Origin of the sequence: Paenibacillus sp. FSL R7-0179 (assembly GCF_038002265.1) — a bacterium.
In the GTDB taxonomy this organism is placed as follows: domain Bacteria; phylum Bacillota; class Bacilli; order Paenibacillales; family Paenibacillaceae; genus Paenibacillus_AQ.
Map to the genome: position 1 here is coordinate 1,027,532 of NZ_JBBOCC010000001.1, position 23,317 is coordinate 1,050,848.

Annotated in this window: 20 protein-coding genes and 1 pseudogene; 20 read left to right on the forward strand and 1 reads right to left on the reverse strand. The window is 52.4% G+C overall.

Annotation, left to right across the window (positions count from 1 at the left end; genetic code table 11):
- Positions 1 to 137 precede the first annotated feature (137 nt).
- Complete coding sequence (locus tag MKX63_RS04465) at positions 138 to 485, forward strand: hypothetical protein (RefSeq protein WP_341015524.1); 348 nt, start codon at positions 138 to 140, stop codon at positions 483 to 485.
- A pseudogene (locus MKX63_RS04470) lies at positions 478 to 924 on the forward strand (phBC6A51 family helix-turn-helix protein). Before MKX63_RS04465 ends, MKX63_RS04470 begins: the two are co-directional and overlap by 8 nt.
- An 810-nt stretch (positions 925 to 1,734) precedes the next feature.
- Here the strand turns inward: MKX63_RS04470 and MKX63_RS04475 are convergent.
- Positions 1,735 to 1,932, reverse strand: coding sequence for a YjzC family protein (locus tag MKX63_RS04475; RefSeq protein ID WP_036699845.1), 198 nt, complete (start codon positions 1,930 to 1,932; stop codon positions 1,735 to 1,737).
- A gap of 247 nt (positions 1,933 to 2,179) precedes the next feature.
- On the opposite strand from MKX63_RS04475, the gene rpsF reads away from it, so the two are divergent.
- The 18 genes from rpsF (at position 2,180) to MKX63_RS04565 (ending at position 23,313) form a co-directional block, all read left to right on the forward strand.
- Positions 2,180 to 2,464 carry a 30S ribosomal protein S6 gene (rpsF, locus tag MKX63_RS04480; RefSeq protein ID WP_036699842.1) on the forward strand — a complete coding sequence of 95 codons (285 nt, stop codon included), beginning with the start codon at positions 2,180 to 2,182 and terminating at the stop codon, positions 2,462 to 2,464.
- Between the two features lie 49 nt (positions 2,465 to 2,513).
- Positions 2,514 to 3,029, forward strand: a complete 516-nt coding sequence (gene ssb, locus MKX63_RS04485) for a single-stranded DNA-binding protein (protein ID WP_036699840.1) — start codon at positions 2,514 to 2,516, stop codon at positions 3,027 to 3,029.
- 21 nt (positions 3,030 to 3,050) lie between these two features.
- Complete coding sequence (rpsR, locus tag MKX63_RS04490) at positions 3,051 to 3,323, forward strand: 30S ribosomal protein S18 (protein WP_036699837.1); 273 nt, start codon at positions 3,051 to 3,053, stop codon at positions 3,321 to 3,323.
- Positions 3,324 to 3,903: 580 nt separating this feature from the next.
- On the forward strand, positions 3,904 to 5,865 hold the full coding sequence (locus MKX63_RS04495; protein WP_341015526.1) for an endonuclease MutS2: 1,962 nt from the start codon (positions 3,904 to 3,906) through the stop codon (positions 5,863 to 5,865).
- Between the two features lie 230 nt (positions 5,866 to 6,095).
- Positions 6,096 to 7,817, forward strand: a complete 1,722-nt coding sequence (gene opp4A, locus MKX63_RS04500) for an oligopeptide ABC transporter substrate-binding protein (protein ID WP_341015527.1) — start codon at positions 6,096 to 6,098, stop codon at positions 7,815 to 7,817.
- A gap of 395 nt (positions 7,818 to 8,212) precedes the next feature.
- Positions 8,213 to 9,265, forward strand: a complete 1,053-nt coding sequence (locus MKX63_RS04505; protein WP_341015529.1) for an LCP family protein — start codon at positions 8,213 to 8,215, stop codon at positions 9,263 to 9,265.
- Positions 9,266 to 9,459: 194 nt separating this feature from the next.
- Positions 9,460 to 9,885, forward strand: coding sequence for a CBS domain-containing protein (locus MKX63_RS04510; RefSeq protein WP_036728036.1), 426 nt, complete (start codon positions 9,460 to 9,462; stop codon positions 9,883 to 9,885).
- A gap of 158 nt (positions 9,886 to 10,043) precedes the next feature.
- Positions 10,044 to 10,346, forward strand: a complete 303-nt coding sequence (locus tag MKX63_RS04515) for a MazG-like family protein (RefSeq protein ID WP_206105356.1) — start codon at positions 10,044 to 10,046, stop codon at positions 10,344 to 10,346.
- Between the two features lie 6 nt (positions 10,347 to 10,352).
- Complete coding sequence (locus MKX63_RS04520; protein WP_341015530.1) at positions 10,353 to 11,270, forward strand: DUF2232 domain-containing protein; 918 nt, start codon at positions 10,353 to 10,355, stop codon at positions 11,268 to 11,270.
- Between the two features lie 11 nt (positions 11,271 to 11,281).
- Positions 11,282 to 13,285 (forward strand): DHH family phosphoesterase, encoded by a 2,004-nt coding sequence (locus MKX63_RS04525; RefSeq protein WP_341015532.1) that lies wholly within the window; start codon positions 11,282 to 11,284, stop codon positions 13,283 to 13,285.
- On the forward strand, positions 13,282 to 13,728 hold the full coding sequence (gene rplI, locus MKX63_RS04530) for a 50S ribosomal protein L9 (protein ID WP_341015535.1): 447 nt from the start codon (positions 13,282 to 13,284) through the stop codon (positions 13,726 to 13,728). The genes MKX63_RS04525 and rplI overlap by 4 nt, the downstream gene beginning before the upstream one ends.
- A gap of 1 nt (position 13,729) precedes the next feature.
- Complete coding sequence (gene dnaB / locus MKX63_RS04535) at positions 13,730 to 15,091, forward strand: replicative DNA helicase (protein ID WP_036699821.1); 1,362 nt, start codon at positions 13,730 to 13,732, stop codon at positions 15,089 to 15,091.
- A 216-nt stretch (positions 15,092 to 15,307) separates the two neighbouring features.
- On the forward strand, positions 15,308 to 16,594 hold the full coding sequence (locus MKX63_RS04540) for an adenylosuccinate synthase (protein WP_341015536.1): 1,287 nt from the start codon (positions 15,308 to 15,310) through the stop codon (positions 16,592 to 16,594).
- A gap of 215 nt (positions 16,595 to 16,809) precedes the next feature.
- Entirely contained in the window at positions 16,810 to 17,487 is a 678-nt protein-coding gene (locus MKX63_RS04545) for a hypothetical protein (protein WP_341015537.1), read from the forward strand.
- A gap of 254 nt (positions 17,488 to 17,741) precedes the next feature.
- Positions 17,742 to 19,292 carry a M23 family metallopeptidase gene (locus MKX63_RS04550; RefSeq protein WP_341015538.1) on the forward strand — a complete coding sequence of 517 codons (1,551 nt, stop codon included), beginning with the start codon at positions 17,742 to 17,744 and terminating at the stop codon, positions 19,290 to 19,292.
- Between the two features lie 168 nt (positions 19,293 to 19,460).
- Positions 19,461 to 20,192: a response regulator YycF gene (gene yycF, locus MKX63_RS04555; protein ID WP_341015539.1), complete on the forward strand. Its 732-nt coding sequence runs from the start codon at positions 19,461 to 19,463 to the stop codon at positions 20,190 to 20,192.
- Positions 20,192 to 22,024, forward strand: coding sequence for a cell wall metabolism sensor histidine kinase WalK (walK, locus tag MKX63_RS04560; RefSeq protein WP_341015541.1), 1,833 nt, complete (start codon positions 20,192 to 20,194; stop codon positions 22,022 to 22,024). The genes yycF and walK overlap by 1 nt, the downstream gene beginning before the upstream one ends.
- A complete protein-coding gene (locus tag MKX63_RS04565; RefSeq protein ID WP_341015543.1) occupies positions 22,021 to 23,313 on the forward strand; it encodes a YycH family regulatory protein in 1,293 nt (430 codons plus the stop codon). Before walK ends, MKX63_RS04565 begins: the two co-directional genes overlap by 4 nt.
- Positions 23,314 to 23,317: the final 4 nt, after the last annotated feature.

A 23,317-nucleotide genomic window follows, 5' to 3' on the forward strand; every position in this document is an offset into this window, starting at 1 on the left:
CGCCGTTAACTGCCGCGATCATACACCTTCTCGCTCCGTTTAGGGCGATCGCAGTTAAGCTTGCGGCTATTCTGGCGAAGGGACAACTTACACGAGTTGACGTTAGCAAGCTCGAACAGTACCGCGAGTATGGGCGGATGCTTAACTACTCATACGGCATATTTGCGCCGCTATATGCAACCGGAGTTCATTCGGTATTCTGCGAGCTTGAGCGTATTAACGAGGCTATTAACGATGGGCTGATGGCTGACTTCGACGTGAACAGCGCTATGCGGCGTCTTCACTTCGAGATAAGCACATTAATGAGCGAACGTTCAGGCAACGAGTGGGGTATGTTCGATAAGTACGGAGGCTATTCGGATGAGCGCCGGACTGCGGAAGCCGAGCGTAAACGATTGATTGCGGATGACGAGGCGTTCCAGGCCGCGTATGACGAAGCACTAACGCTAATACCTACAGAAGAGGAGACGATGATTTATGAATAACGCGAGACAATGTAAGGTGCTAGAGGCGCAGTTGACGCCACAACAACGTAAGGCCGCGCAGCTTATCGTAACGAACGAATGGGCCGAGTTGTTCACGGATGACGGTAAGAAGAAGAACGCGCAGGAGATGGCGGACGAGATCGGTATCGCGCGGAGTACCTTCTTCGAGTAGAAAGCGCAGGAGGTATTCGGAGCATACGTTAACTACCTTACTGATATGCAGCTCAGCGCTATGAGATCGGAGGTTAACACTGCACTTATGAAGGCGATCCGAGGCGGAGCGAACGAAGTTCCTTCGGTTAAGGCGCTCGACTTGTACTTCAGCAGATATGCACTGCTCACCGATCGGACGTTCGTTGAGGATACGCGTCAGACCGTTGAGGACAGACGTAAGTCCGACGATGAGATTCGCGCGGATTTAGCGAGCTTGATGGGCTAGTTAACGGTAATATAGGCGGAGACGAGGACGTAGTAGTGTAGAGATGTACGCCGACTATTTCGGACTAAAAGCGCGTTTCACCTGCACGGGGCTCGCGGCGGCTGACCGCCCTAAAACTCGGGGGTCAGCCGCTGCATATTTAAATGTATAAACGCTTGATTGACGTATGTATAACGCGTAGAGGCTACGGCTGAAATGGTATAAGCCTGTGAATCTGGGGGTCGTATTCAGCGTTTGTCTACGCGTATCCGTTATGCCATCATATAGGTAGATAATCGAATAAACGTAGAAGTATCGGAATCAATCCGGTATGTGATCGTAAACCATACGTTGATGCTGCGGGCTTTTCCATACATTAGCGCGCAGATACGTGACTCGAAATCAGTTAGGCGTGTCACAGCGTGCGTGGGTTCGAATCCCACCCTCTCCGCCACTTCAGCAATTATATTCTTAAATGATGAGACCTCCGTTCTGATACGGAGGCTTTTTTGTATTGTTGTAATCGAAAAACCGATTACATTTGTTGATCTTCAATGCAAAAAGAGAGACCTTCGCAGGTCTCTCTTCCAGAGGCAGTACATCAATGACGTTCGGAAATCTCTGTCTATAGCTACTACTGTGATTGGGTATTGCCAAAGCTGTAACTCCTTTTTACAGAGCCAGCTCTACTCTCCCCGGGTACGATAGCTGCTGAATTCAGAATCCCTGTGATCGTGTTCGTCTGCGACGTTCAACGGAACCACACCTCTCTTTTGTACTGCCTGGGTCTAGTATGTGCAGCCTTGAGGGTTTTATACGTGGCTTCTGAAATTAATGGACGCGGGCTTTCTCGACCTTTTTCCACTTGCGGTTCTGGTTGGTGGTCTCAGGGAAGGTGTCGCCCTTCTCCATGGTAATCCGCTTCGGATTCTGAATCTCGGTGTGGAAGCTCCGCGCTTCGCCTACCTCGGTGTATACGCCCGGGTTGGGGGCTTTGTCGCCCTTTTCATACTCAGTCTGTTCGCCCATTGGTGGATAACCTCCTGTTATAGAATGATGAAGCTGTTATATTGTGGCCCTGAAGGCGGGGGATTACTCGGGCGTTCTTACGGAATCCGGCTACAGTTTTTTCTTGGTGACCAGCATCTGGTACGTATTAATAAAACTTGCAATGGTCCGCTGGATTTGGTATATTGATTTGGTGCGAGTCTATGTTTGTGCTCGTTCCTTGCTCCTGACCTGATCAGGGGCCGCAGACCATAAGGAGGTGAAAATTATGCGCAAATATGAAGTCATGTACATTATTCGTCCTGACATTGAACAAGAAGCCGTTCAAGCAGCAGTCGAAAAATTCCAAGGCATCATCTCCAACGGCGGAGAAATTACAAAGCACGACGTGCAAGGTAAACGCCGTCTTGCGTATGAGATCAAGAAACATCGTGATGGCGTTTTTGTTTTGGTTAACTTCAGTGCAGAACCTGCAGTAGTTACTGAACTTGAGCGTATCATGAAGATTTCTGACGAAGTAATTCGTTATCTCATTACGAACGACGTTGCCTAAGATATTGACAAGCTTTGTAACGAATCGCGCTATTAAGGAGGGGACCTAATTGTTGAACCGTATCATTCTGATCGGTCGGTTGACCCGTGACCCGGAACTTCGTTATACTCCTGCTGGTGTTGCCGTAACACAGTTTACGCTTGCCGTAGACCGTAACTTTACGGGCCAGAACGGTGAACGCGAAGCGGACTTTATCCCGGTAGTAACCTGGAGACAGCTGGCTGAGACCTGTGCCAATTACTTGCGCAAAGGAAGACTGGCAGCCGTGGAAGGACGCATCCAAGTACGGAATTATGAGAATAACGAAGGCAAACGTGTATACGTTACTGAAGTTATTGCCGATAATGTCCGTTTCCTGGAATCCGCGCAGAGCCGTGAAGGCGGAAATGCATCAAGTGGTGGAAGTATGCCTGAAGAGCCAGCCTTTGGTGGCGGCGGTAACGGTGGGAACAGTGCTCGCGGAAATGGAAGTAACAATAATTTCTCGCGCAACAACAATACCCAAGATCCTTTTTCGGGCGATGGAAAACCGATCGATATATCGGACGATGATTTGCCATTTTAATAAGGAAGGACTGAACTGAACATGGCTTTCAAACCAAGAGAAGGTGCGGACAACGACAAAAGACCGGCACGTCGTGGTGGACGCAACAAGCGTAAAAAAGTGTGCTATTTCACTGTGAACAAGATTACTCACATTGATTATAAAGACACTGAGCTTCTTAAGAAGTTCATCAGCGAACGCGGAAAGATCTTGCCGCGTCGTGTAACTGGTACAAGTGCAAAATACCAACGCGCTCTGACTATTGCTGTAAAGCGCTCGCGTCAAATCGCGCTGCTGCCTTACACAACAGAATAGGACGTTTTATGAAGCAGCCGGCTAAGCCGGCTGCTTTTTTTTCTTTTAATTTAAATTTATATGACGGTAAAACGGGTTATCCGGGTGATGAACTGCCTCACGCATAATTGACAAACAGATTCCAGATGTAGTAAATTACAGGTATCCTATACCTAAAGGGGAAATTTTGATGTTGGTGAGCGTTCTTAACTAAGCAATTTCATATCGTTCCGGCTGTTAACCGCCGCATGCTCTGATTTTGTCAGGGGCATGTCTTGTTAGAGTCTGTCTTGGCGGCATCTCTGACTGAGTAGACCGCGGGCTGCTGGAATGAATGATTTAGTTAAGAACACACGCGAAGCGTCATGATGGCCTCTTGATCCGGCTATTGTTCTCTTTGTGATTAACCGTGCTCTTGCAGCACGGTTTTTTCTGTTTTCAGGGCTCCTCCCGAAAGGGGTGGAACTCTGGGGCCAAAGAGAGCAAATAGCAGCAAAAAGAGGGCGAAGACTGCCGTGGTGGCGGTTCTTTGCCCTCTTTTTTGTGGTATGCGCAGTTGATTGGGATAAGAAATATACTTGTATACAAGGAGGAACTCAAGTTGAATCTGCAAAGTCTGCACACATTGGAGTATGAGACCATTAAGCAGGAATTGATGCGTCATGCGGTTTCGTATGAGGGTAGAAGGTACGTCAGAGAGCTTCAGCCGATGATCTATCTGCCGGCGATACACCGTGCGCTTGAGGAGGCGCAAGAAGCGAAAGAGCTGCTGGAGCGCGGAGCCAGTGTGCCGATTCCCTCGCTGGAGGGCATTGAATGGGTGCTGTCACTGCTGGGGACCGGCTATATGTACAATGAGCAGGATTTCACCGCAGTCTCGCTGTTTCTGAACAGCTGCGGGCAGCTCAGGAAATACATGGCCGCCAAGGAGCAGATCGCGCCGCGCATCGCCGCATACGGTGCATCGCTTCAGGAGCTGAATGGGGTCCGGGACGAGATAGAACGGTGTATCCGGCTGGGGGTCATTGATGACCAGGCCAGCAAAGGGCTGGAACGGGTCCGCAAACGGCTGGCGGTTGCCAAGGAGCGCCTGCAACGGAAGCTGGAGAGCATCATGAACCGTCACAAATCCATTTTGCAGGATAGTCTGGTCAGTATGCGCGGCGGAAGGTATGTCATTCCGGTGAAACGGGAGTATCACAAGCAAATCAAGGGCTCGGTGCTGGACCAGTCCACCAGCGGGCAGACGGTATTCGTGGAGCCGGATGAGGTGGCCTCATTACAGGGGGAAATCGAGCTGCTGACTGCTGACGAGGCCCGTGAGGAAGGAATAATCCTGAGTATGCTGACAGGGCTGTTAGAGCAGGAGCAGGCCGCTATCCGGCTGAATATTGAGGTAACGGGCAAGTATGACTTTATTTTCGCTAAAGGGAAGGTTGCCAGGGTAATGGATGCGGGGCCAGTCGCGCTGAACGAACGGGGTTATGTGAGAATGAATGGAGGCCGTCACCCGCTGCTGAAAGACATGGTGCCGGTCAGTCTGGAGCTGGGCCAGGGATATAAATCGCTGATTGTAACCGGGCCGAATACTGGCGGTAAGACGGTTGTGCTCAAAACCCTGGGTCTGCTCGTATTAATGGCACAGTCCGGCCTGCTGGTACCGGCTGATCCCGGCAGTGACTTCGCTGTCTTCACCAATGTAATAAGCGTTATCGGAGACGGACAGAGCCTGACACAGTCCCTGAGCACCTTCTCGGCACAGATGAAGAGCATTGAGGGAATGCTCTATGATGCCGGCAGAGGCGTGCTGCTGCTGATTGATGAGCTGGCTGCCGGCACAGACCCCGGTGAAGGGTTCGCGCTGTCGATCGCGATTCTCGAGGAGCTGAACCGGAAGGGGGCTAATATTGTGGTAACGACCCACTTCAATGAGCTGAAGGCCTTCGCGGCGGCAACGGCAGGCTTTGAGAATGCACGGATGGAGTTCGATAAGAACACGCTGCAGCCGCTCTATAAGCTAACTATTGGTGAAGCTGGCGAGAGCTACGCGCTGCAGATCGCCGAGAAGCTGGGGATTCTCCATTCCGTCATTGAGCGGGCTAAACAGCTTGTGACAGAGCAGCAGGGGCACAGAGGCGGCCACAGCCTGTGGAAAGACGCTATCAGAGCGGCACAGAAGGCTAAAGCAGCTGAAGCTGAGATAACTGAAAGAGCGGATAGAACGGCTGACGGAGAGCAGGGAGACAATCCATCACAGGAGGCGAATGCTCCGGCACCTGAATTTGCGGTAGGGGATGCTGTCTATGTCAGCTCTCTGGGGCGCACTGGAATTGTCTATGAGAAGAAGGACAGCCGGGGCAGGGTCGGGGTGATGATTCAGAAGCAGAAGCTGAGCATTAACCATAAGCGGCTGAAGCCTTATCTGTCCAAGGAGGAGCTGTATCCCGAGGATTATGATTTTGACATTATATTTGAGAGCAAGGAGACCCGGAAGAAGCGTAAGCTGATGCGGAAAAAGCATGTGGAGGGCCTTAGCATCATCCATCCGGGAGAGGAAAATTAAGGCGTTACTGTAGCTGAAGTCTGCCCGTCAGGGCAGGCTTTTTTCAATATCGGAAGGGTTCTTGGCTGCACCGAAATAAATTAAAGACTTCACTTCACAGCGAATATTGTATATCCTCTATAATGTGGAATAAATAATTGTCCATAATCTGCATAATAGGCATTACAGTAAAATCCAGTGTAGAAATCGCTTACATTACTGTGTGATCCAACCCGGGAGGGAAGAAATATATGTCAAACCGACTCATCGGCAGACTGATGCTACCGCTTGCGCTCTTGGTGGCATTGTCGGCATGCAATGGGCCAAGCCCGGCCGTCAAGAATGTTGTGGCGCGCCTTAGCCAAACAGCCGATGAACCCATTACAGGCGGGACCGTAACCTTCGGCTACCCGTCAGCTTTTCAAGGTATTTTTGAACCGGCATTCTTTGAAGGAGAAGATGATTCCAATGTGCTGGAGTTCACCACTGAGGCTATGTTTACCGTGAAGGATGATTTGTCCACCGCTCCTAATATTGCCAGCTGGCAGGAGTCGGAGGATCATACGGTGTTTACATTCACCATTAAGCCCGGAGTCCGCTGGCATAACGGGGATGAACTGACGGTAGAGGATTGGAAATTTGCCCTGGAGACTATCGCCAGCCCGGAGTATACGGGTTCCAGATACTATAGCGTTGAGATGATCAAGGGAGCAGAAGCGTACCACCAAGGCCAGGCGAAGGAAATTACAGGGCTCAAGGTGATGGACCCGTATACACTGCGCATTACAATGAATTCAGCACGGGTGAACGTGATTGATAATCTGTGGGCCTACCCGATGAACAAGCGGTATTTCGAGGGAGTCGCAGTTAAGGACATGGCGGATAGCGATCAGGTGCGTAAGCAGCCCATTGGCACGGGTCCGTTCATGGTAACCAGCATTGTGCCGGGCCAGACGGTGGAAATGAAACGGTTCGATAATTATTACAAGGGCGGCGCGCTTTTGGATGGGATTACTTATAAGGTGATCGACAGCAAAGATATTACCTCTCTGCTTAAAGCAGGAAATGTCGATATGGCGGCATTGCCGCGTGATGCCTATGAGGCTGCAGGACAATTGGATAATGTAGAGATTAGGGTCACACCGGGAATGACGTTTGAATATATCGGGTTCAAGTTCGGACACTGGGATGAGACAGACGGTCAGGTGGTGATGGATAATCCCAAATTCCAGGATAAAAGCCTGCGTAAGGCAATGTATTATGCACTTGACCGGCAAGGGATTCTGGATAAATATTCCTATGGCCTGGGGACGCTTATTGAGACGCCTATACCAAGTTCCAGCTGGGCCAAGATCGCAGACGAGGAGATTGACACCTATCCTTATTCGCCGGAAAAGGCCGGGCAGCTGCTGGATGAGGCCGGTTATCTGGATATGGACGGGGATGGACTCCGCGAAGATCCCGGCGGTAAGAAGCTCATTATTCACTATGATGCGATGAGCGGCAGCAAAACGGCTGAAGCGCGGACGGCCGCCATTCTCCAGAATTGGCGTGATGTCGGGCTGGATGTACGGCTCAGCGGAGGAAGCCTGAAGGAGCTGAACGCCTTTTATGAAGCGGTGGAGTCGGATGATCCGGCAATGGAGCTGTTCAACGGCGTGTGGGGACTGGCCAGCGACCCTGATCCTTCGGGCTTATGGCGCGCTACCGATTCGTGGAATTATCCCCGGTGGACGTCGAAGCGCAGTGAAGACCTGATCCGGGAGGGAGTCAGCCTGAAGGCGTACGATAAGGACTATCGGAAGGAAATCTATTATGATTGGCAGAAGCTGATCAATGATGAGGTTCCGATGATCTTTTTCGCTGAACGCTCGGACATTACTGCGGTGAATAAGCGCCTGCAAGGAGTAACAATGAACGCATTAAGCAATATTATCGATCCGCAGAGCTGGTGGATTAAGGATACTCAATAGGCTGAGGAGGACGGTCTGATCTGCTGCGTTATGTGGCTGAACAGACTGTCTTTTTTTATTTTTTTCCCTGAAAAAGAATCAAAACGCCGTTTGCTGCGTCATATACTTTATGGAATATAAGCGGCATATATGTCAATGTTGTCGTTATTTGTTGTTTCTTTTTAGTGGTGAAGTGATTACAATAGAAATATTGTTTATGTGTCAAAGCCGTTTTCCAGGTTTATTCTACAATTAGAACGACCCGAATCCCGGAAAGGGGGAATAATACCATTTGAAGCAGGGCGGCGCACAGCAGCTAGAACAGCCCACTCATGACTGCCCTGGAAGCCCAGGCGGCCATTGTAAATAGATTACGTTCATAATATGTACATTCCACCATAAAGAAGGAATCAAAAATGATGAATAAGCTTAAAAAAATAAAGAAAAGATACATTGCGCTCATTTTGGTACTGGTGATTGTAGCCGGAGGGTTTCTGTTCCAGAAGCCGCTTGCTGTGCTTGCCTTTGACCTCTTTTTGTCAGATCAGGTAGAAAACAAGCTGGCGAAGGAATCCTATGTGCCTCTGGAGAATAACACCACCAAGACACCGACTTCCGTTAAGGCTGAACCTGTAGCACTCAAAAGCGACCCGTTCTCTCTGATGCTGCTGGGTACCGATCAGCGGAAGAATGAAACCGCACGCTCAGATACCATGATGTATGCGGTGATCCGGCCGGAGGATTATAAGATTCTGCTGATCTCCGTTCCCCGGGATACCTACACGGAAATTATCGGATACAAGGACAACAAGAAGGATAAAATTACACATGCTTATGCGTTTGGCGGGCAGCAAATGTCCAAGGACACGCTGGAAGCGCTCCTCGGCCATGATATTCAATATTATGCTACCATCAACTTTCAGGGGCTGAAGGATGCTGTCGATGCCATTGGCGGTGTGCCGCTCCCGATCAAGAAGGATATTGTTAACAAGGGCAAAGACCATGAGAAATTCACAATTAAGGCCAATAAGTCGAATTACAACGGTGAAGAGGCGCTTAACTATACCCGTTACCGTGAGGATAGCGACTTCAACCGGACCAAACGCCAACAGGTCTTTCTAGACGTGGTCGCGAATAAAATGTTATCGATCAGCCAGATCGGCAATATCCCTGAACTGCTGGATATCATGGGCGACAATTTCAAAACCGATATTGAGCCTTCCATGATCATCAGTCTGGCTAAGAAGTTCATGGGCGGCAAGGATATGGATATCTCCAGCTTCACGGTGATGGGGGAAGGTAAACGGATGGACGGGATCTATTACGACATAGTGAACGAAGAGGATCTCACCAAAGCCAAGGCCCTGATCGACAACTGGATGAATCCCAGTACACCGGTTGACCAGCTGATTGAACCAGGCAAGGCCGGCAATGCGCTTGAGCCTTCGGCCACACCCGCAATACAGTAAGGATCAGATCGGATATTCTTGACCCGTTATAAAAAACAGCAGCCATTCCCGCAAGGTTAATGGCTGCTGTTTACTGTCTTCATGCTATAATGGAATGGAACTAATTGCTGAGGGCAGACGTATAACTACGGTGGGCTTTAGTGCAAGGAAGGTAAAGTAGCATTCCTTCGGAATTCTTTGAGGAGGATCAAGAGATGAATATTGCGTTTTTTTTACTTCCGAAGCAGGAAGTCGCATGTGTTACTATGGATTCGACGCTGCGGCAGACCCTCGAACGGATGGAGTTTCACCGCTATACAGCAGTGCCGATCCTGAACCGCAACGGGGAATATGCCGGCACGGTTACAGAAGGGGATTTACTCTGGTATATGAAGGAGTCGGGCGGCGCGGTCACTTTTGAGAATGCTTCCAAATTTCTGCTTAAGGATGTCCCGCTGCGGATGAACAATCTGGCGGTCTCGATTGATGCGGATATGGAGGATCTGATTAATTTGGCCAAGGTGCAGAATTTTGTACCGGTGGTCGACGACATGAAGCGGTTTATCGGCATTGTACGCCGGAGCCAGATCATTGAATATTGCGAGAAATTTGTCTCACGGCAATCGCTCGAATCGTTATAAGGAACCAAGGCCTGTATTTCCGGCGAAGCGGAATGCGGGCCTTTTTTGAAAGATGGATAGCTATATTCAGGGGCGGCAGGCGTCCGTGTGGCTCGGATATTTTTATGCTATAATGGAGAATAATGCTTTTTGCCGGAGGTAGAGAGACAGTGCCCAATGTGCCGAAGGATCTGGATGTGGCCAAACGTGCCAAGGTAATTGAGTGGTTAAAGACAGAAGTAATTGATCAAGTCTCAAGGTTATTCAAGGCGCTGTGGGAAGGCAGTACCGCGCGTGTCGGCGACAGTCTGGCCAGCCTGATTATGAGCTCGTACATCTTGGGGCGCAGACTCGGTATTCCTTATCGCGAGCTGGATGATCTACTGCTGGAGAAGCTGCGAAAGCACAGGCAGGAGGGCCATCAGCTCGAAGAATGGTACCAGGATATATCTGCATTAGAAGAACATATGCGTAAGAGGTGAATACTGTTGAAATTTCGCTGGACATCTGTGGCTTGGAGTGTAGCTTATCTATTGCTGCTGTTATCCCTGTCAACCCCGCTACTACTTATTACAACATTCTTTATGATTATTCCGGCCATAGTGCTCTTTACGACCCTTAACACCAAGCAGTTCATTCTGCATCTGTTACCGGTGCTGCTGATTGTGGGCCTGATTACCCCGATGTACATCCTGATTGCAGCTTATTTCCTGATCCCGGCCCTTGTGATGGGACGATGGTACAAGAAGCGTGCTTCAGCGATTTCTACTCTGATTGCCGGTATGGTCGCTATACTAGCTGAATTCCTGCTGATCCTGCTGATCAGTACGACGTTCCTTAAGTTCAATTTATACGACTATGTGTATGATGTTCTGAAGACCTATGCGGACTGGCTGGCAAGTATGGGGGCAAGCAATCCGCTGCTGTCCGAGATATCCATCTCCTCTGATCAGATTGGCCAGATGAGCTGGCTGACGATCCAGGCCATTCCGATGACGCTGATCCTCAGTGCGTTCGTGATTGCGGTCATTACCCATTCCATTGTCCGCCCTATTCTGAACAGTATGGAATATGCGGTGCCTAAGCTGAAGCCGGCGCGGGAATGGAGACTGGCCAGATCATTCATCTGGTATTATCTGCTTGGCGTGGTCATCAGCCTGCTGTTCGGCGGTGCCGACAGCGGCTTCATGCTAATGGTCTCGGCCAATCTGCTGCCTCTGCTGCAGATTGCGTTCAAGATTCAGACCGTCGGCTTCCTCTTCTTCCTGGTGCATGAACGGAAGTGGAGCAAGATCATCGCTCTTCTGCTGGCAATCCCTGTTATTGCTCTGCCGGGATTCTGGATTATTGGTGTGGTGGACCTGGCATTTCCGCTGCGGGAGCTTGTGAAGAAATCGAAACGATAGGGTGTGGGCTCATGCCAAAATTTCTGCAAAGACGCTGGCACGGCTATCATACCGTGTGGGCGTTCTTACTGCTGCTGGTCCTGATTATAGTAGTCAGTATCTATAACTGGGTCCTCGGTGTTGCCAGTCTCTTCCTGGCTGGCACATTGTGTTTCACCATGCTGCAGGCCGAGCTGTCGTTCCGCCGCAACCTTGTAGATTATATCAACGGCCTGTCCTTCCGCATCAAGCGGGTGGAGGGGGAGGCGGTAAGCATGCTTCCGCTAGGAATTATCCTGTACAGTGAGAGCCGGGCGGTGGAATGGCATAACCGGAATGCCGGCCAGATCTTCTCCCGCAAGTCGCTTGTTGGTGAAGATATGCAGGAGCTGATGCCGGAGGTTATGGCTTCTCTGCAGAACCTGCCCTCCAAGCGGGAACCGTTTAAGGACGGGGTACTGAAGGAGCAACGCCATGAGCTTACGGTCGATGACCGTTATTATGAGGTCGTGGTGATTCCAAGCGAACGGCTGCTGTATTTATTCGATATCACCGAGCTTGTTGTGCTGCGTGAGCGGTATGAGGAAGAGAAGCTGGCGATTGGAATTGTCATGATGGATAATCTGGATGAAGCCGCCCAGGGGATGGATGATCAGCAGCGTACTTCGCTGATCGCCAAGGTAGCCAGTGAGATTACCGAGTGGAGCAAGCAATTCGAGGTATATCTGCGCCGGTTGTCTTCCGAGCGGTACCTGATGCTGCTGAATCACCGCAGCCTTCAGGCCCTGGAGGAAAGCAGGTTCGTGGTGCTGGATGAGGTGCGTGAGATGACAGCGGACCTCAAGGTGCCGATGACGCTGAGCATAGGCCTTGCCTACGGCTCGGAATCGGCCAGTGAGCTGGGAGCGCTTGCCCAGTCGAGTCTGGACATGGCGCTTGGCAGAGGCGGGGACCAGGCCGCTGTGAAGGCAGGCCAGCGGCTCTCCTTCTATGGCGGCAAGACCAATGCCGCCGAGAAACGCACACGCGTCCGGGCGCGGGTGATCGCCCATGCCTTGCGGGATCTGATGCAGGAGAGCGACCGGGTGCTGATTATGGGGCACCGGATACCGGATATTGATGCTGTGGGTGCGGCGATTGGCCTGCTTAAGGCAGCACAGATGTACAATGTGGAAGCCAGCATTGTGATGGAGACGCCGAATCCTTCAATCACCCGGATGATGGAGGAGATCCGCAAGGATGAGGCGCTCTATAAGACCTTCATCACGCCAGAGCAGGCTCTCCAGATGATGACGGAGCATACGCTGCTCATTGTTGTGGATACCCACAAGGCTTCCATGACTATGGAGCCGCGGCTGGTGCAATACGCCAGCCGGATTGTGGTGGTGGACCATCACCGCCGGGGTGAGGAGTTCATTAATGACGCTGTGCTCGTGTATCTGGAGCCGTATGCGTCATCGACCTGTGAGCTGGTGACGGAGCTGCTGCAGTACATTCATGACAAGATTAAGCTCAGCCCGCTGGAGGCCACGATGCTGCTGGCCGGGATTACGGTCGATACGAAGCATTTCGCACTGCATACAGGGTCGCGGACCTTCGAGGCAGCCGGGTTCCTGCGCCGGGTCGGTGCGGATACGATTCTTATTCAGCGTATGCTGAAGGAGGATCTGCAGGAGTACATCTCGAAGGCGGAGATCATCAAGCATGCGCGAATGGTGTATGAACAGATCGCGCTGGTGGCCACACAGCCCGGGATGAAGATCCCGCAGCTGCTGATCGCCCAGACGGCGGATACGCTGCTGGGGATGACGAACGTGGTTGCCTCCTTCGTCATCAGTGAGCGTCCTGACGGCCTGATTGGCATCAGCGCCCGTTCTCTGGGACGGATGAATGTTCAGGTAGTCATGGAGAAGCTGGGCGGCGGCGGACATCTGTCCAACGCGGCTGTACAGCTTGAAGGAACAACAAAAGAAGCGGAAGCCAGACTGCTCGCAGTGCTGGCCGAAATTGAAGCGAAAGAGGGGTTATTTGAATGAAGGTCATATTCTTGAAGGATGTTAAGGGTCAAGGCAAGAAGGGACAGGTTAAAGAGGTATCGGAGGGCTATGCAGCCAATTTCCTGCTGCCGCGCGGGCTGGTTCGTCCGGCTACAGACGGCAATGTGAAGACACTGGAGAACCAGGCAGCAGCCGAACAGCGCCGCAAGGACCAGGAGAAGGAGGAAGCGGTACAGCTGGGCAAGAAGCTGGATGAGCTGACCCTTACCCTGAAGGCCAAAGCAGGTGAAGGCGGCCGACTCTTCGGCGCTATCACCAGCAAGCAGATCGGCGAGGCCCTGGCAGCTACTCAGGGGATCGTCATCGATAAGCGCAAAATTGAGCTGAGCGATACGATCCGCCATGTAGGCACGTTCCAGGTAACAGTCAAGCTGCACACTGAAGTAAAGGCTAACCTCACGGTTCAGGTAACGGAGGAGTAGGATGGGTGGAGATCTCTTTTTCGATCGGGTTCCCCCGCAGAATCTGGAGGCAGAACAGGCCGTACTGGGTGCCGTTCTACTATCGGATGAAGCGCTAATTACCGCGATGGAGCGGGTGAATACCGAAGACTTCTACGACAAACCGCATCAGATGATATTTGAGGCGATGGTGCAGCTCGGAGAAGAGAGCCAGCCGATTGACCTGATTACATTGACATCCCGGCTCCAGGATAAGGGGGAGCTTGAGGATATCGGCGGGGTCAGCTATCTGGCGAAGCTGGCACATGCGGTGCCGACTGCGGCCAACGTCGATTATTACGCGCAGATTATTGAAGAGAAGGCAATGCTGCGGCGGCTGATCCGCACAGCCACGCAGATTGTCAGCGAAGGCTATACCGGCGGCGAAGATGTAGGCATTATGCTGAGTGACGCTGAGCGGCGAATCCTGGAGATCTCGAACCGCCGCAGCGGCAGCGGGTTCATTGCCATCCGCGATGTGCTCATGCAGGTATTCGACCGGGTGGAGCTGCTGCATCAGAATAAAGGCGGAACCTCGGGGATTCCCACCGGGTTCGTGGACCTGGACCATATGACGAACGGCTTCCAGCGTAATGACTTAATTATTGTGGCGGCCCGTCCTTCCGTCGGGAAGACGGCGTTCGCCCTGAATATCGCGCAGAATGTGGCAGTGCGGGCGAAGGAGACGGTAGCCATCTTCAGTCTCGAAATGTCGGCGCCCCAGCTGGTTCAGCGTATGATCTGCGCAGAGGCCAATCTGGACGCCAATATTATGCGTACCGGTGATTTCAAGAGCGATGATGACTGGTCCAAGCTGACGATGGGCATCCAGTCGCTGTCCGAGTCCGAAATCTACATCGACGATACCCCGGGCATCACGGTTACCGATATCCGGGCGAAATGCCGCCGGCTGAAGAAGGAAAAGGGACTCGGAATGATTGTCATCGACTACCTGCAGCTGATCCAGGGCCGGGGCAAGGCCGGGGAGAACCGCCAGCAGGAGGTATCGGAAATCTCCCGTACTCTGAAGCAGATCGCCCGTGAGCTTGACGTTCCGGTCATTGCCCTGTCCCAGCTCAGCCGCGGTGTGGAACAGCGCCAGGACAAACGGCCGATGATGAGTGACCTTCGTGAATCAGGCTCTATCGAGCAGGATGCGGATATCGTAGCGTTCCTGTACCGTGATGATTATTACAATCAGGATACCGAGAAGAAGAATATTATCGAAATTATTATCGCCAAGCAGCGTAACGGTCCCGTAGGGACGGTGGAGCTTGTGTTCCTCAAGAACTTCAACAAGTTCGTCAACTACGAGCGTGCTCATGCAGAACCATTTGCAGGTTAGACAAATTTCGCACAATACACGAACGATCGCACATTCCAGTCTGTGATCGTTCGTTTTTATTTGACTTTAAAAAGTGCCGCTGTTACACTGATTATTGTGCTTTGGCGGCCTGCCCGCCTGGTGTCCGGAGGGCTGCGTACAAGATGAAGCGCGTACAGAGCCCCTATGATAAGCGGAAAAATAATGGTGCTTGCTAGCACCTACGGAGGAATGTACATGTCAACGGTAGTCGTCGTGGGAACACAATGGGGAGACGAAGGCAAAGGCAAGATCACGGATTTTCTGGCGGAAAGTGCAGATGTGGTCGCCCGGTATCAAGGGGGTAACAATGCCGGTCACACGATTCTGATTGACGGAAAGAAGTTCAAGCTGAGCTTGATTCCATCTGGTGTATTTTATAAAGAGAAGACTTGTGTTATCGGCAACGGAATGGTGATCAACCCGGAAGCGCTGATCCAAGAAATTAATTATATTCATGACAATGGCTTCGATACGAAGAACCTGGTAATCAGTGATCGTGCGCATGTCATTATGCCTTATCATATGGTGCTGGATGCACTTGAGGAAGACCGCAAAGGACCGAACAAAATCGGTACCACACGCAAGGGGATTGGCCCGTGCTACATGGATAAGGCTGCCCGTAACGGCATCCGGATTGCCGATCTGATGGATGCTGAGGAATTCGAGCTGAGACTTCGTCCATTGATGGAAGAGAAGAATCAGGTGATCACTCAGGTATACGGTGCAGAGCCGCTGAACGTGGAAGAGATTCTGGCCAAATATCTGGAGTATGCAGAAGTGCTGCGCGGCTATGTAACCGACACCTCGGTGGTCCTGAATGATGCGATTGATGCGGATTCCCGGGTGCTGTTCGAAGGTGCGCAGGGCGTGATGCTCGATATCGACCAGGGAACTTATCCGTTCGTTACTTCATCGAATCCTTCGGCTGGCGGCGTCTGCATCGGCTCGGGCGTGGGCCCGTCCAAGATCAAGCAGGTTATCGGTGTGGCGAAGTCTTATACTACCCGTGTCGGCGACGGTCCGTTCCCTACAGAGCTAAACGATGCGACGGGTGACTATATCCGCGAGACCGGGCATGAGTACGGAACAGTAACCGGACGCGCCCGCCGCGTAGGCTGGTTCGACAGTGTGGTGGTGCGTCACGCCCGCCGCGTCAGCGGAATTACCGGCCTGTCGCTGAACTCGCTGGACGTTCTGAGCGGTCTTGAGACTGTGAAGATCTGCACCGGCTACAAGTACCGTGGAGATATTATCACACATTACCCGGCAAGCCTGAAAATGCTGGCAGAATGTGAAGCGGTCTACGAGGAGCTTCCAGGCTGGAGTGAGGACATCACCGGGGCGAAGACGCTGGAGGATCTGCCGGCCAACACACGCAAATATGTGGAACGTGTATCGGAGCTGACAGGAATTCCGATCTCGATCTTCTCTGTAGGCCGCAACCGTGAACAGACCAATCAAGTGCTGCCAATCTATATCTAGACTGAAGCAGAACTAAATAGATACGTATAGGAGCAGGGGCCTCGGTGAGGCTCCTGTTTTTGTATGTCCAGATGATTTTTCAGCAGGTCAATCAGCCTTTCTGTGCTTCGGGGACGTTTCCCGGACGTTGTTCTAGTCAATACTGTGAGAATGGGATCAATAGCGAACTGATTCTTCAGAGGTTGAATAGAGCAGGGTGTAAGGGAGTGAGATTGGTGAAAATAGTGAAGCGTGCGCTGAGCGTCTGCCTGATTGTGGTGCTGGCGAGCGGCCTGTCCATGCTGACAACGGCCTATGTGGTGAACACGTATATCCAGTCGGTGCTGGCCAGCTTCGATATCAGGCTGGACGGGCCAGAGCCGGGAATCGGCGGCTTCGTGAAGAGTCTGACGGGTATGGGCGGCAGCGGGGCTGCCGCCAAGGAGAATTCCAAAGCGGCCTCAAGCGAGACTAAGAACTCTGCCAAGGAGGCTGATTCTGGCAAGACGGACGGGGAGAAGAAGGATAGCAGTGGCGGAAAAGCCGGGAATCTTCAAGAAAAATCGGTGGACGAGACGGTGCCGGATAATGCGCTGCCTGTGATGGGACAAGCAGCGGCGGGAGAAGAACAAGGTGAGCAGGGGCTGGACCAGAATCTGGTGATGACGCCGGAGGCTATGAATGACCTGAAGGAGAATCTGCCCGCTAATGCCAAATCCAATATCTTCAATATTCTGATGAACAAGCTTCCCCAGGAGGAGATGATCAAGATCTCCGCTGCCCTCGAAGGCGGGTTGACAGAGAGCGAAGTTACGGAACTGCAGGGTATCATTGCGAAGTACGTCAATGAGGATGAATATAAGGAGCTGATGAAAATGCTTACACCAGATAGTGGAGAGAAGAATGAGAATTAATAATTGTCACTTTTTGGACACGTGACCGCCGTTTAAAACGCATATTTTTGGAAAAAACCCGCGAATTTCGCGGGTTTTGCCATGAGAGCAAAGTTGAAATTTTTCTTCAGGCTATGGTACATTAAAAAAGGACTAATAAGGGTTAATATTTTGTAACCTTTTTCGAAGGCGTCACACAGTCATATTCGTATTCATGCAAAACGGGTGCGCTAAGCATATACATTCTTGTTTTTACAGCCGAAAGGGAGAGTTTCATGAAAGGATTTAAGTTTATGCGCCGGATGGGGAACCTGCGGAGCCGTGCAGAAGCATCCGCAGGATCTGGTGCAGCAGGTGAACAAGGTACAGATGCAATGACTTCGGGTGAATCCCGTGTCTTTAAGCCGGAAATGAAATCCCGCCGCCGGCGTTCATGGATACTGGCTTCTGCCGGTCTGGTTCTGCTGACCACCTTCCTGGTGGGGGCGCAGAAGAAGCAGGTAACAGCGAATACAGTAACCTACTACAAGGTGCTGGTGAACGGCGAGGAGATTGGTGCGCTGAACCAGCAGGCGGAGTTAAACAAGCTGTTCGAGGAGAAGAGACGGGAATATCAGCTCAAGTATCCTGACTCTGTGATGGTACTGCAGACTGGCGGTATTACTACCGAGGCCGAGCGGGCTTACAAGCCGGAGGTTAACAGCGAGGCTACACTGGACAAGCTGGATGGTATGCTCAAGGCTTATGCCGTAGGCGTACAATTGGCTGTGGACGGGGAACCGCTGGGAATTGTGAAGGATCAGGAGACGGCGGCGGCAGTGCTTCAGGCCGTAAAGACGCATTACGCTCCGCAGAATGCGGCCGCTTCGGGTGCACAGCTGAAGAAGACGGCGGCCAAGGCGGGAGCGGCTGGTTCAGCCGTGAGTGATCAGGTGGAGTCAGTCAAGATCCGGGAGGAAGTCAACCTCGTTCCGGTGAAGGCAGATCCCAATAAGGTGCTTAGTGTAGAAGAAGCAGTGAAGGTACTTACCGAAGGCAGGGAGGCGCCGCTGCGCTATGCAGTTCAGGAAGGCGACACAGTCTCTGCTATTGCTTCCCGGTTCAACATTACCCAGGCGGAGATTTTCCGCAATAATCCTGAGGTGAAGGAGCTTAGTCTGCAGATTGGGGATGAATTGCAGCTAACGGTGCCGCAGCCTGATCTTACGGTAGTGACCGTAGAACAGGTAACCGAAGAGGTGGTCACGGAGCCTGAGGTGATTATCCGCAAGAGCGACCAGCTGCCCGCAGGCAAGCGCAAGGTCGTCCGTCCCGGACAAACCGGGCTCAAAACGATGAAATACAGGGTGACCAAAGAGAACGGACAGGTGGTTCAGGAGGAGTGGCTGGGCCAGAGCGTAGTGAAGGCCTCTCTGCCTGAAGTGGTCTACTCCGGTACCAAGGTTGTAGGTGAAGGGACAGGAATGTTCGCCTGGCCGGTCAGCGGAGCAATGATCTCCAGCAGCTACGGCGAGCGCTGGGGACGCACACACAAGGGAGTCGATCTGGTATCGGGCAACCGCACGATCAAGGCTGCGGATGCAGGGACGGTCAGCTTCGCCGGTGTGCAGAACGGTTATGGCAACGTGGTGATCGTTGACCATAACAACGGATACGTTACGTACTACGGGCATTTAAGCAGTATCTCAGTCTCAACCGGACAGAAGCTGGGACAGGGCAGTGCCATCGGCATTATGGGCAGCACCGGGCGCTCGACGGGGACGCACCTGCATTTTGAGATCCGCAAGAACGGGACGGCCATCAATCCGATGAAATACCTAAAGTAATGAATGACAGATAGGCTTCCATTCTATAATTCCCTGCCGTCCGGATGATTTCGGGCGGTTTTTATTTTCCGTTGTAACGGTACCTTATATAGATGTGACGCCAAGCCAGGTATGTTAAAATAAAGGAATCAGGGTTTCGAGTACCGTTAGAAAGGTGAAGCTGAGCATATGCAAATGGGAACGATTCTGGTAGTGGATGATGAACAACCTATTGCTGATATATTGAAATTCAATCTGGAAAAAGAGGGCTACGAGGTTATCTGCGCCTTCGACGGCAACAGTGCAGTGGAGCTGGCTCTGTCCAAACGCCCTGATCTGATGCTGCTGGATCTCATGCTGCCCGGTAAGGACGGAATGGATGTCTGCCGTGAGGTACGCTCTGCCCATCTGGATATTCCTATCATTATGCTTACCGCGAAGGATGGGGAGATCGATAAAGTGCTGGGTCTTGAGCTTGGTGCAGATGATTATGTGACCAAGCCGTTCAGTACACGCGAGCTGCTGGCCAGAGTTAAAGCCCAAATGCGGCGCCAGCATAAGCCATCTCCGTCGGAAGCGCCGAGTGAGGCAGCGGAGAGCAAGCAGGGAGTCTATCATTTCGGATTATTCATTGATACGGATATGTATATGGTCTACAAGGATAGTGAGCCGCTGGATCTGACGCATCGTGAATATGAGCTGCTCTATTATATGATCCGCCATGCGGGCAAGGTAATGACCCGGGAGCATCTGCTGCAGGCTGTGTGGGGCTTCGAATATTTCGGCGATGTGCGGACGGTGGATGTGACAATACGCCGGCTCAGAGAAAAAATTGAGGAGAATCCCAGCAAGCCGGAGTATATTCATACCCGGCGCGGACTCGGTTATTTGATGCATAGCCCCAAAAACGGAGGGTTGTAATGAAGGCACTGTCCTTTTTCCGGACGATCCAGGCCAGGCTTATCGTAATCTATGTGCTGCTGATTCTGATTGCAATGCAGCTGATCGGCGTGTACTTTGTCAGCTCGATGAAGAACTCGCTGACGGATAACTTCACCAAGGACCTGAAGGCCCGGGCCGAGATGCTCTCGATCCTCACCGCTGACAAATTCGGCAGCGAGACGGGCACGGCCGATGAGGAATCGGCGGTGGAGAGCCTGCGCGGCATGGTGAACAATCTGTATATCAATGGTGCAGAAATCCAGGTGCTGGATGCGAGCGGCAAGATTATTACCACCTCGATCCCTTCGCAGAATGACTATGTCGGCCAGCGGAACACGCAGACCGTGGTCAGCCGCGCCTTGCAGGGCATCAGCGATAATGAGGAATATATCATCGCTGATGATAATGTGCGCAAGAAGGTAGTGGCGAAGCCGGTAATTTCCGGTGATAAGGTAGTAGGCGCCATCTATATCGCTGCTGATATGAAAGACTTATATGCCACCATGAGCCGGATTAACAGTGTATTCCTCTCGGGGCTGCTGCTGGCGCTGGCATTAACGGCCGTTCTGGGGGTCATTCTGGCCCATACAATCACGCATCCGATTAAGGAGATGACCAAGCATGCTACGGCTGTGGCGGAAGGACGCTTCAACCGTAAGGTTCCTGTGTTCGGCAATGATGAGATTGGGCAGCTGAGCCAGGCCTTCAACTATATGACGGACAGGCTGCGTGAGGCGCTGCTGCAGAACGAAGAGGAGAAGGAGAAGCTGTCGTCCATTCTCGCCAATATGAGTGACGGTGTCGTAGCCACGGACGAGAGCGGCGCGGTCATTCTGATGAATACACGCGCCGCCCTGATGCTGGGCGCGGAAGGACCGCTTCCTGCGGGGGCCTCGCTCGGCGGTCTGCTGGGTCTGGAGCCTGAGCAGTCTGTCTCGGTAACCCAGGGCGTGCCTCAGTCGGCTATGCTCCATCTGTCTCCCATGGGCGGAGAGGACCCCAATATTGTGCGGGTGACCTTCACCCCGATTCACCGCCGTGAAGGCGGACGGATCGCCGGTACGATTGCGGTGCTGCAGGATGTTACGGAGCAGGAAAATTTGGAGGAGTCCCGCCGGGAGTTCGTGGCGAATGTGTCGCATGAGCTGCGGACCCCGCTAACGACGATCAAGAGCTATGCGGAGGCGCTGGATGACGGTGCGCTGGAAGATCCGCAGCTTGCCGTGCGGTTCGTCGGAGTTATCCGCAATGAGACGGAGCGCATGATCCGGCTGGTTACGGATCTGTTGCATCTGTCGCGGCTGGATTCCAAGGAATCCAGCCTGCGCATTCAGCAGACGGATATCTCTGAGATGCTGGAGGATGTGGCCGACCGCTTCTCCTTCCAGATCCGCCAGAAGCGGATTCACATCAGCACCAGGGTGCAGAGGGATGTCGCTACAGCCTGGCTGGACCGCGATCAGATTGATCAAGTGCTGGGCAATCTGGTCTCCAATGCCCTCAAGTATACGCCGGAGGGCGGGACGATCCGGCTGGAGGCACATAAGAACGAGGACGGAATGCTGGCCGTGTCTGTCCGCGACTCCGGTATAGGGATTCCGAAGAAGGATATTGAACGCATCTTTGAACGCTTCTACCGGGTCGATAAGGCGCGTTCGCGGAACATGGGGGGAACAGGTCTGGGGCTGTCCATTGCCCGGGAAATTGTCAAAGCCCACGGCGGCTCCATTTCCCTGCAATCGGAGCTGAATGAGGGCTCATTGGTCACGTTCACGCTGCCTTTGATGAAGCAAAGGGGGAGTGAGGCGTGAAGGAGAGAATCAAATCATGGATGCTGGTTCTGCTTATATTCGGAAGCCTCGTGGAGAGCTATTATCTGATCTACAGGCTGCCGGGCAGCGACTCGGCGGTGTTGTCGAAGACCTTATATGTGAAGACGGATAATATGGGGCCGGAGGAGAAGGTGGAGAACCTGCTCTATCCCGATAAAATGATTATTCATATGGGCGGAGACAAGCATACGCTGTTCTACCCGAGCTCCACCTTCTATAATCTGATTATGAACCGCCTGAAGGGCCGCAGCTTCGAGAGCTTCCAGCGGCGGTCCGTACAGGATTTCGACTGGGACAAGATCCGCAGCGAGAATCCGGGCATTGAGCTATCGTTCGGGGCAGGCATTCCGGTAACGCTGCTGCAGCGGGTCATGCAGATCTCGCCGGATTCACTGTTCGAGGGGGAGAGCATTGACCGGATCTGGATCTATAATATCAAAAATGACTCCAAAGCCCATGCCATCTTCTTCAGCACACGCGGGGATATTGTGTACGAGGCGGCTAAGGCCGATCTTACGGTTCAGGATGTGCAGCAGCATGTGGACTTCGGCAAGAATCTGACTCTATATACAGCCGTGAATGGTGAGTATTATGTCCCTGAGGCGGATGTGCCGCTGGTTAAGGTCGTAATGCCTGCGGGTATGTATACCATTGAGCAAATGCAAAGCAATCTGTTCTTCGATGCGGGCAGCACCAGATATATTCCGGAGAAGGATGGCTCCAAAATCTATACGGACAGCAAGCGCAGTTTGCAGGTAGACCAGGAGCAGAATTGGATGAGCTATAGCGACCCGGCTGCACTGCCGGATGGTGACAGTACGCCAGCAAAGGATGCGCTGGAGGCGGTGGATTTCGTGAACCGGCATGGCGGCTGGAACGGAACCTACAGGCTGGCTGCTACGGAGGAGGGCCGGCAGGACCGCAAGGTTTCTTTTCAGCAATATTATGGCGCTTATCCGTCCGGCTCCTATCCGATAATGAGTAATCCGCAGCTTCAGTATGGCGTAATCCATCTGGAGCTCCAGCAGGGAACGGTCTCTTCCTATGAGCGCTCCCTGATGTATACGAATGAGGAGAAGTCCGAGAAGACTATTGTCGAGCTGCCCGGCGGCGAATTGCTGAAGCAGCGGCTGGCGCAGATCGTCAGCTCCTTGCGGATTATTGAGCTTACACCTGCCTATATGCCTGCGCTGGCCGGGGAGAAGCTGCAGCTTCATCCGGTCTGGCGGGTTACGCTCAGCGATGGCAGTGAGCTTACATTGAATTAGGGCG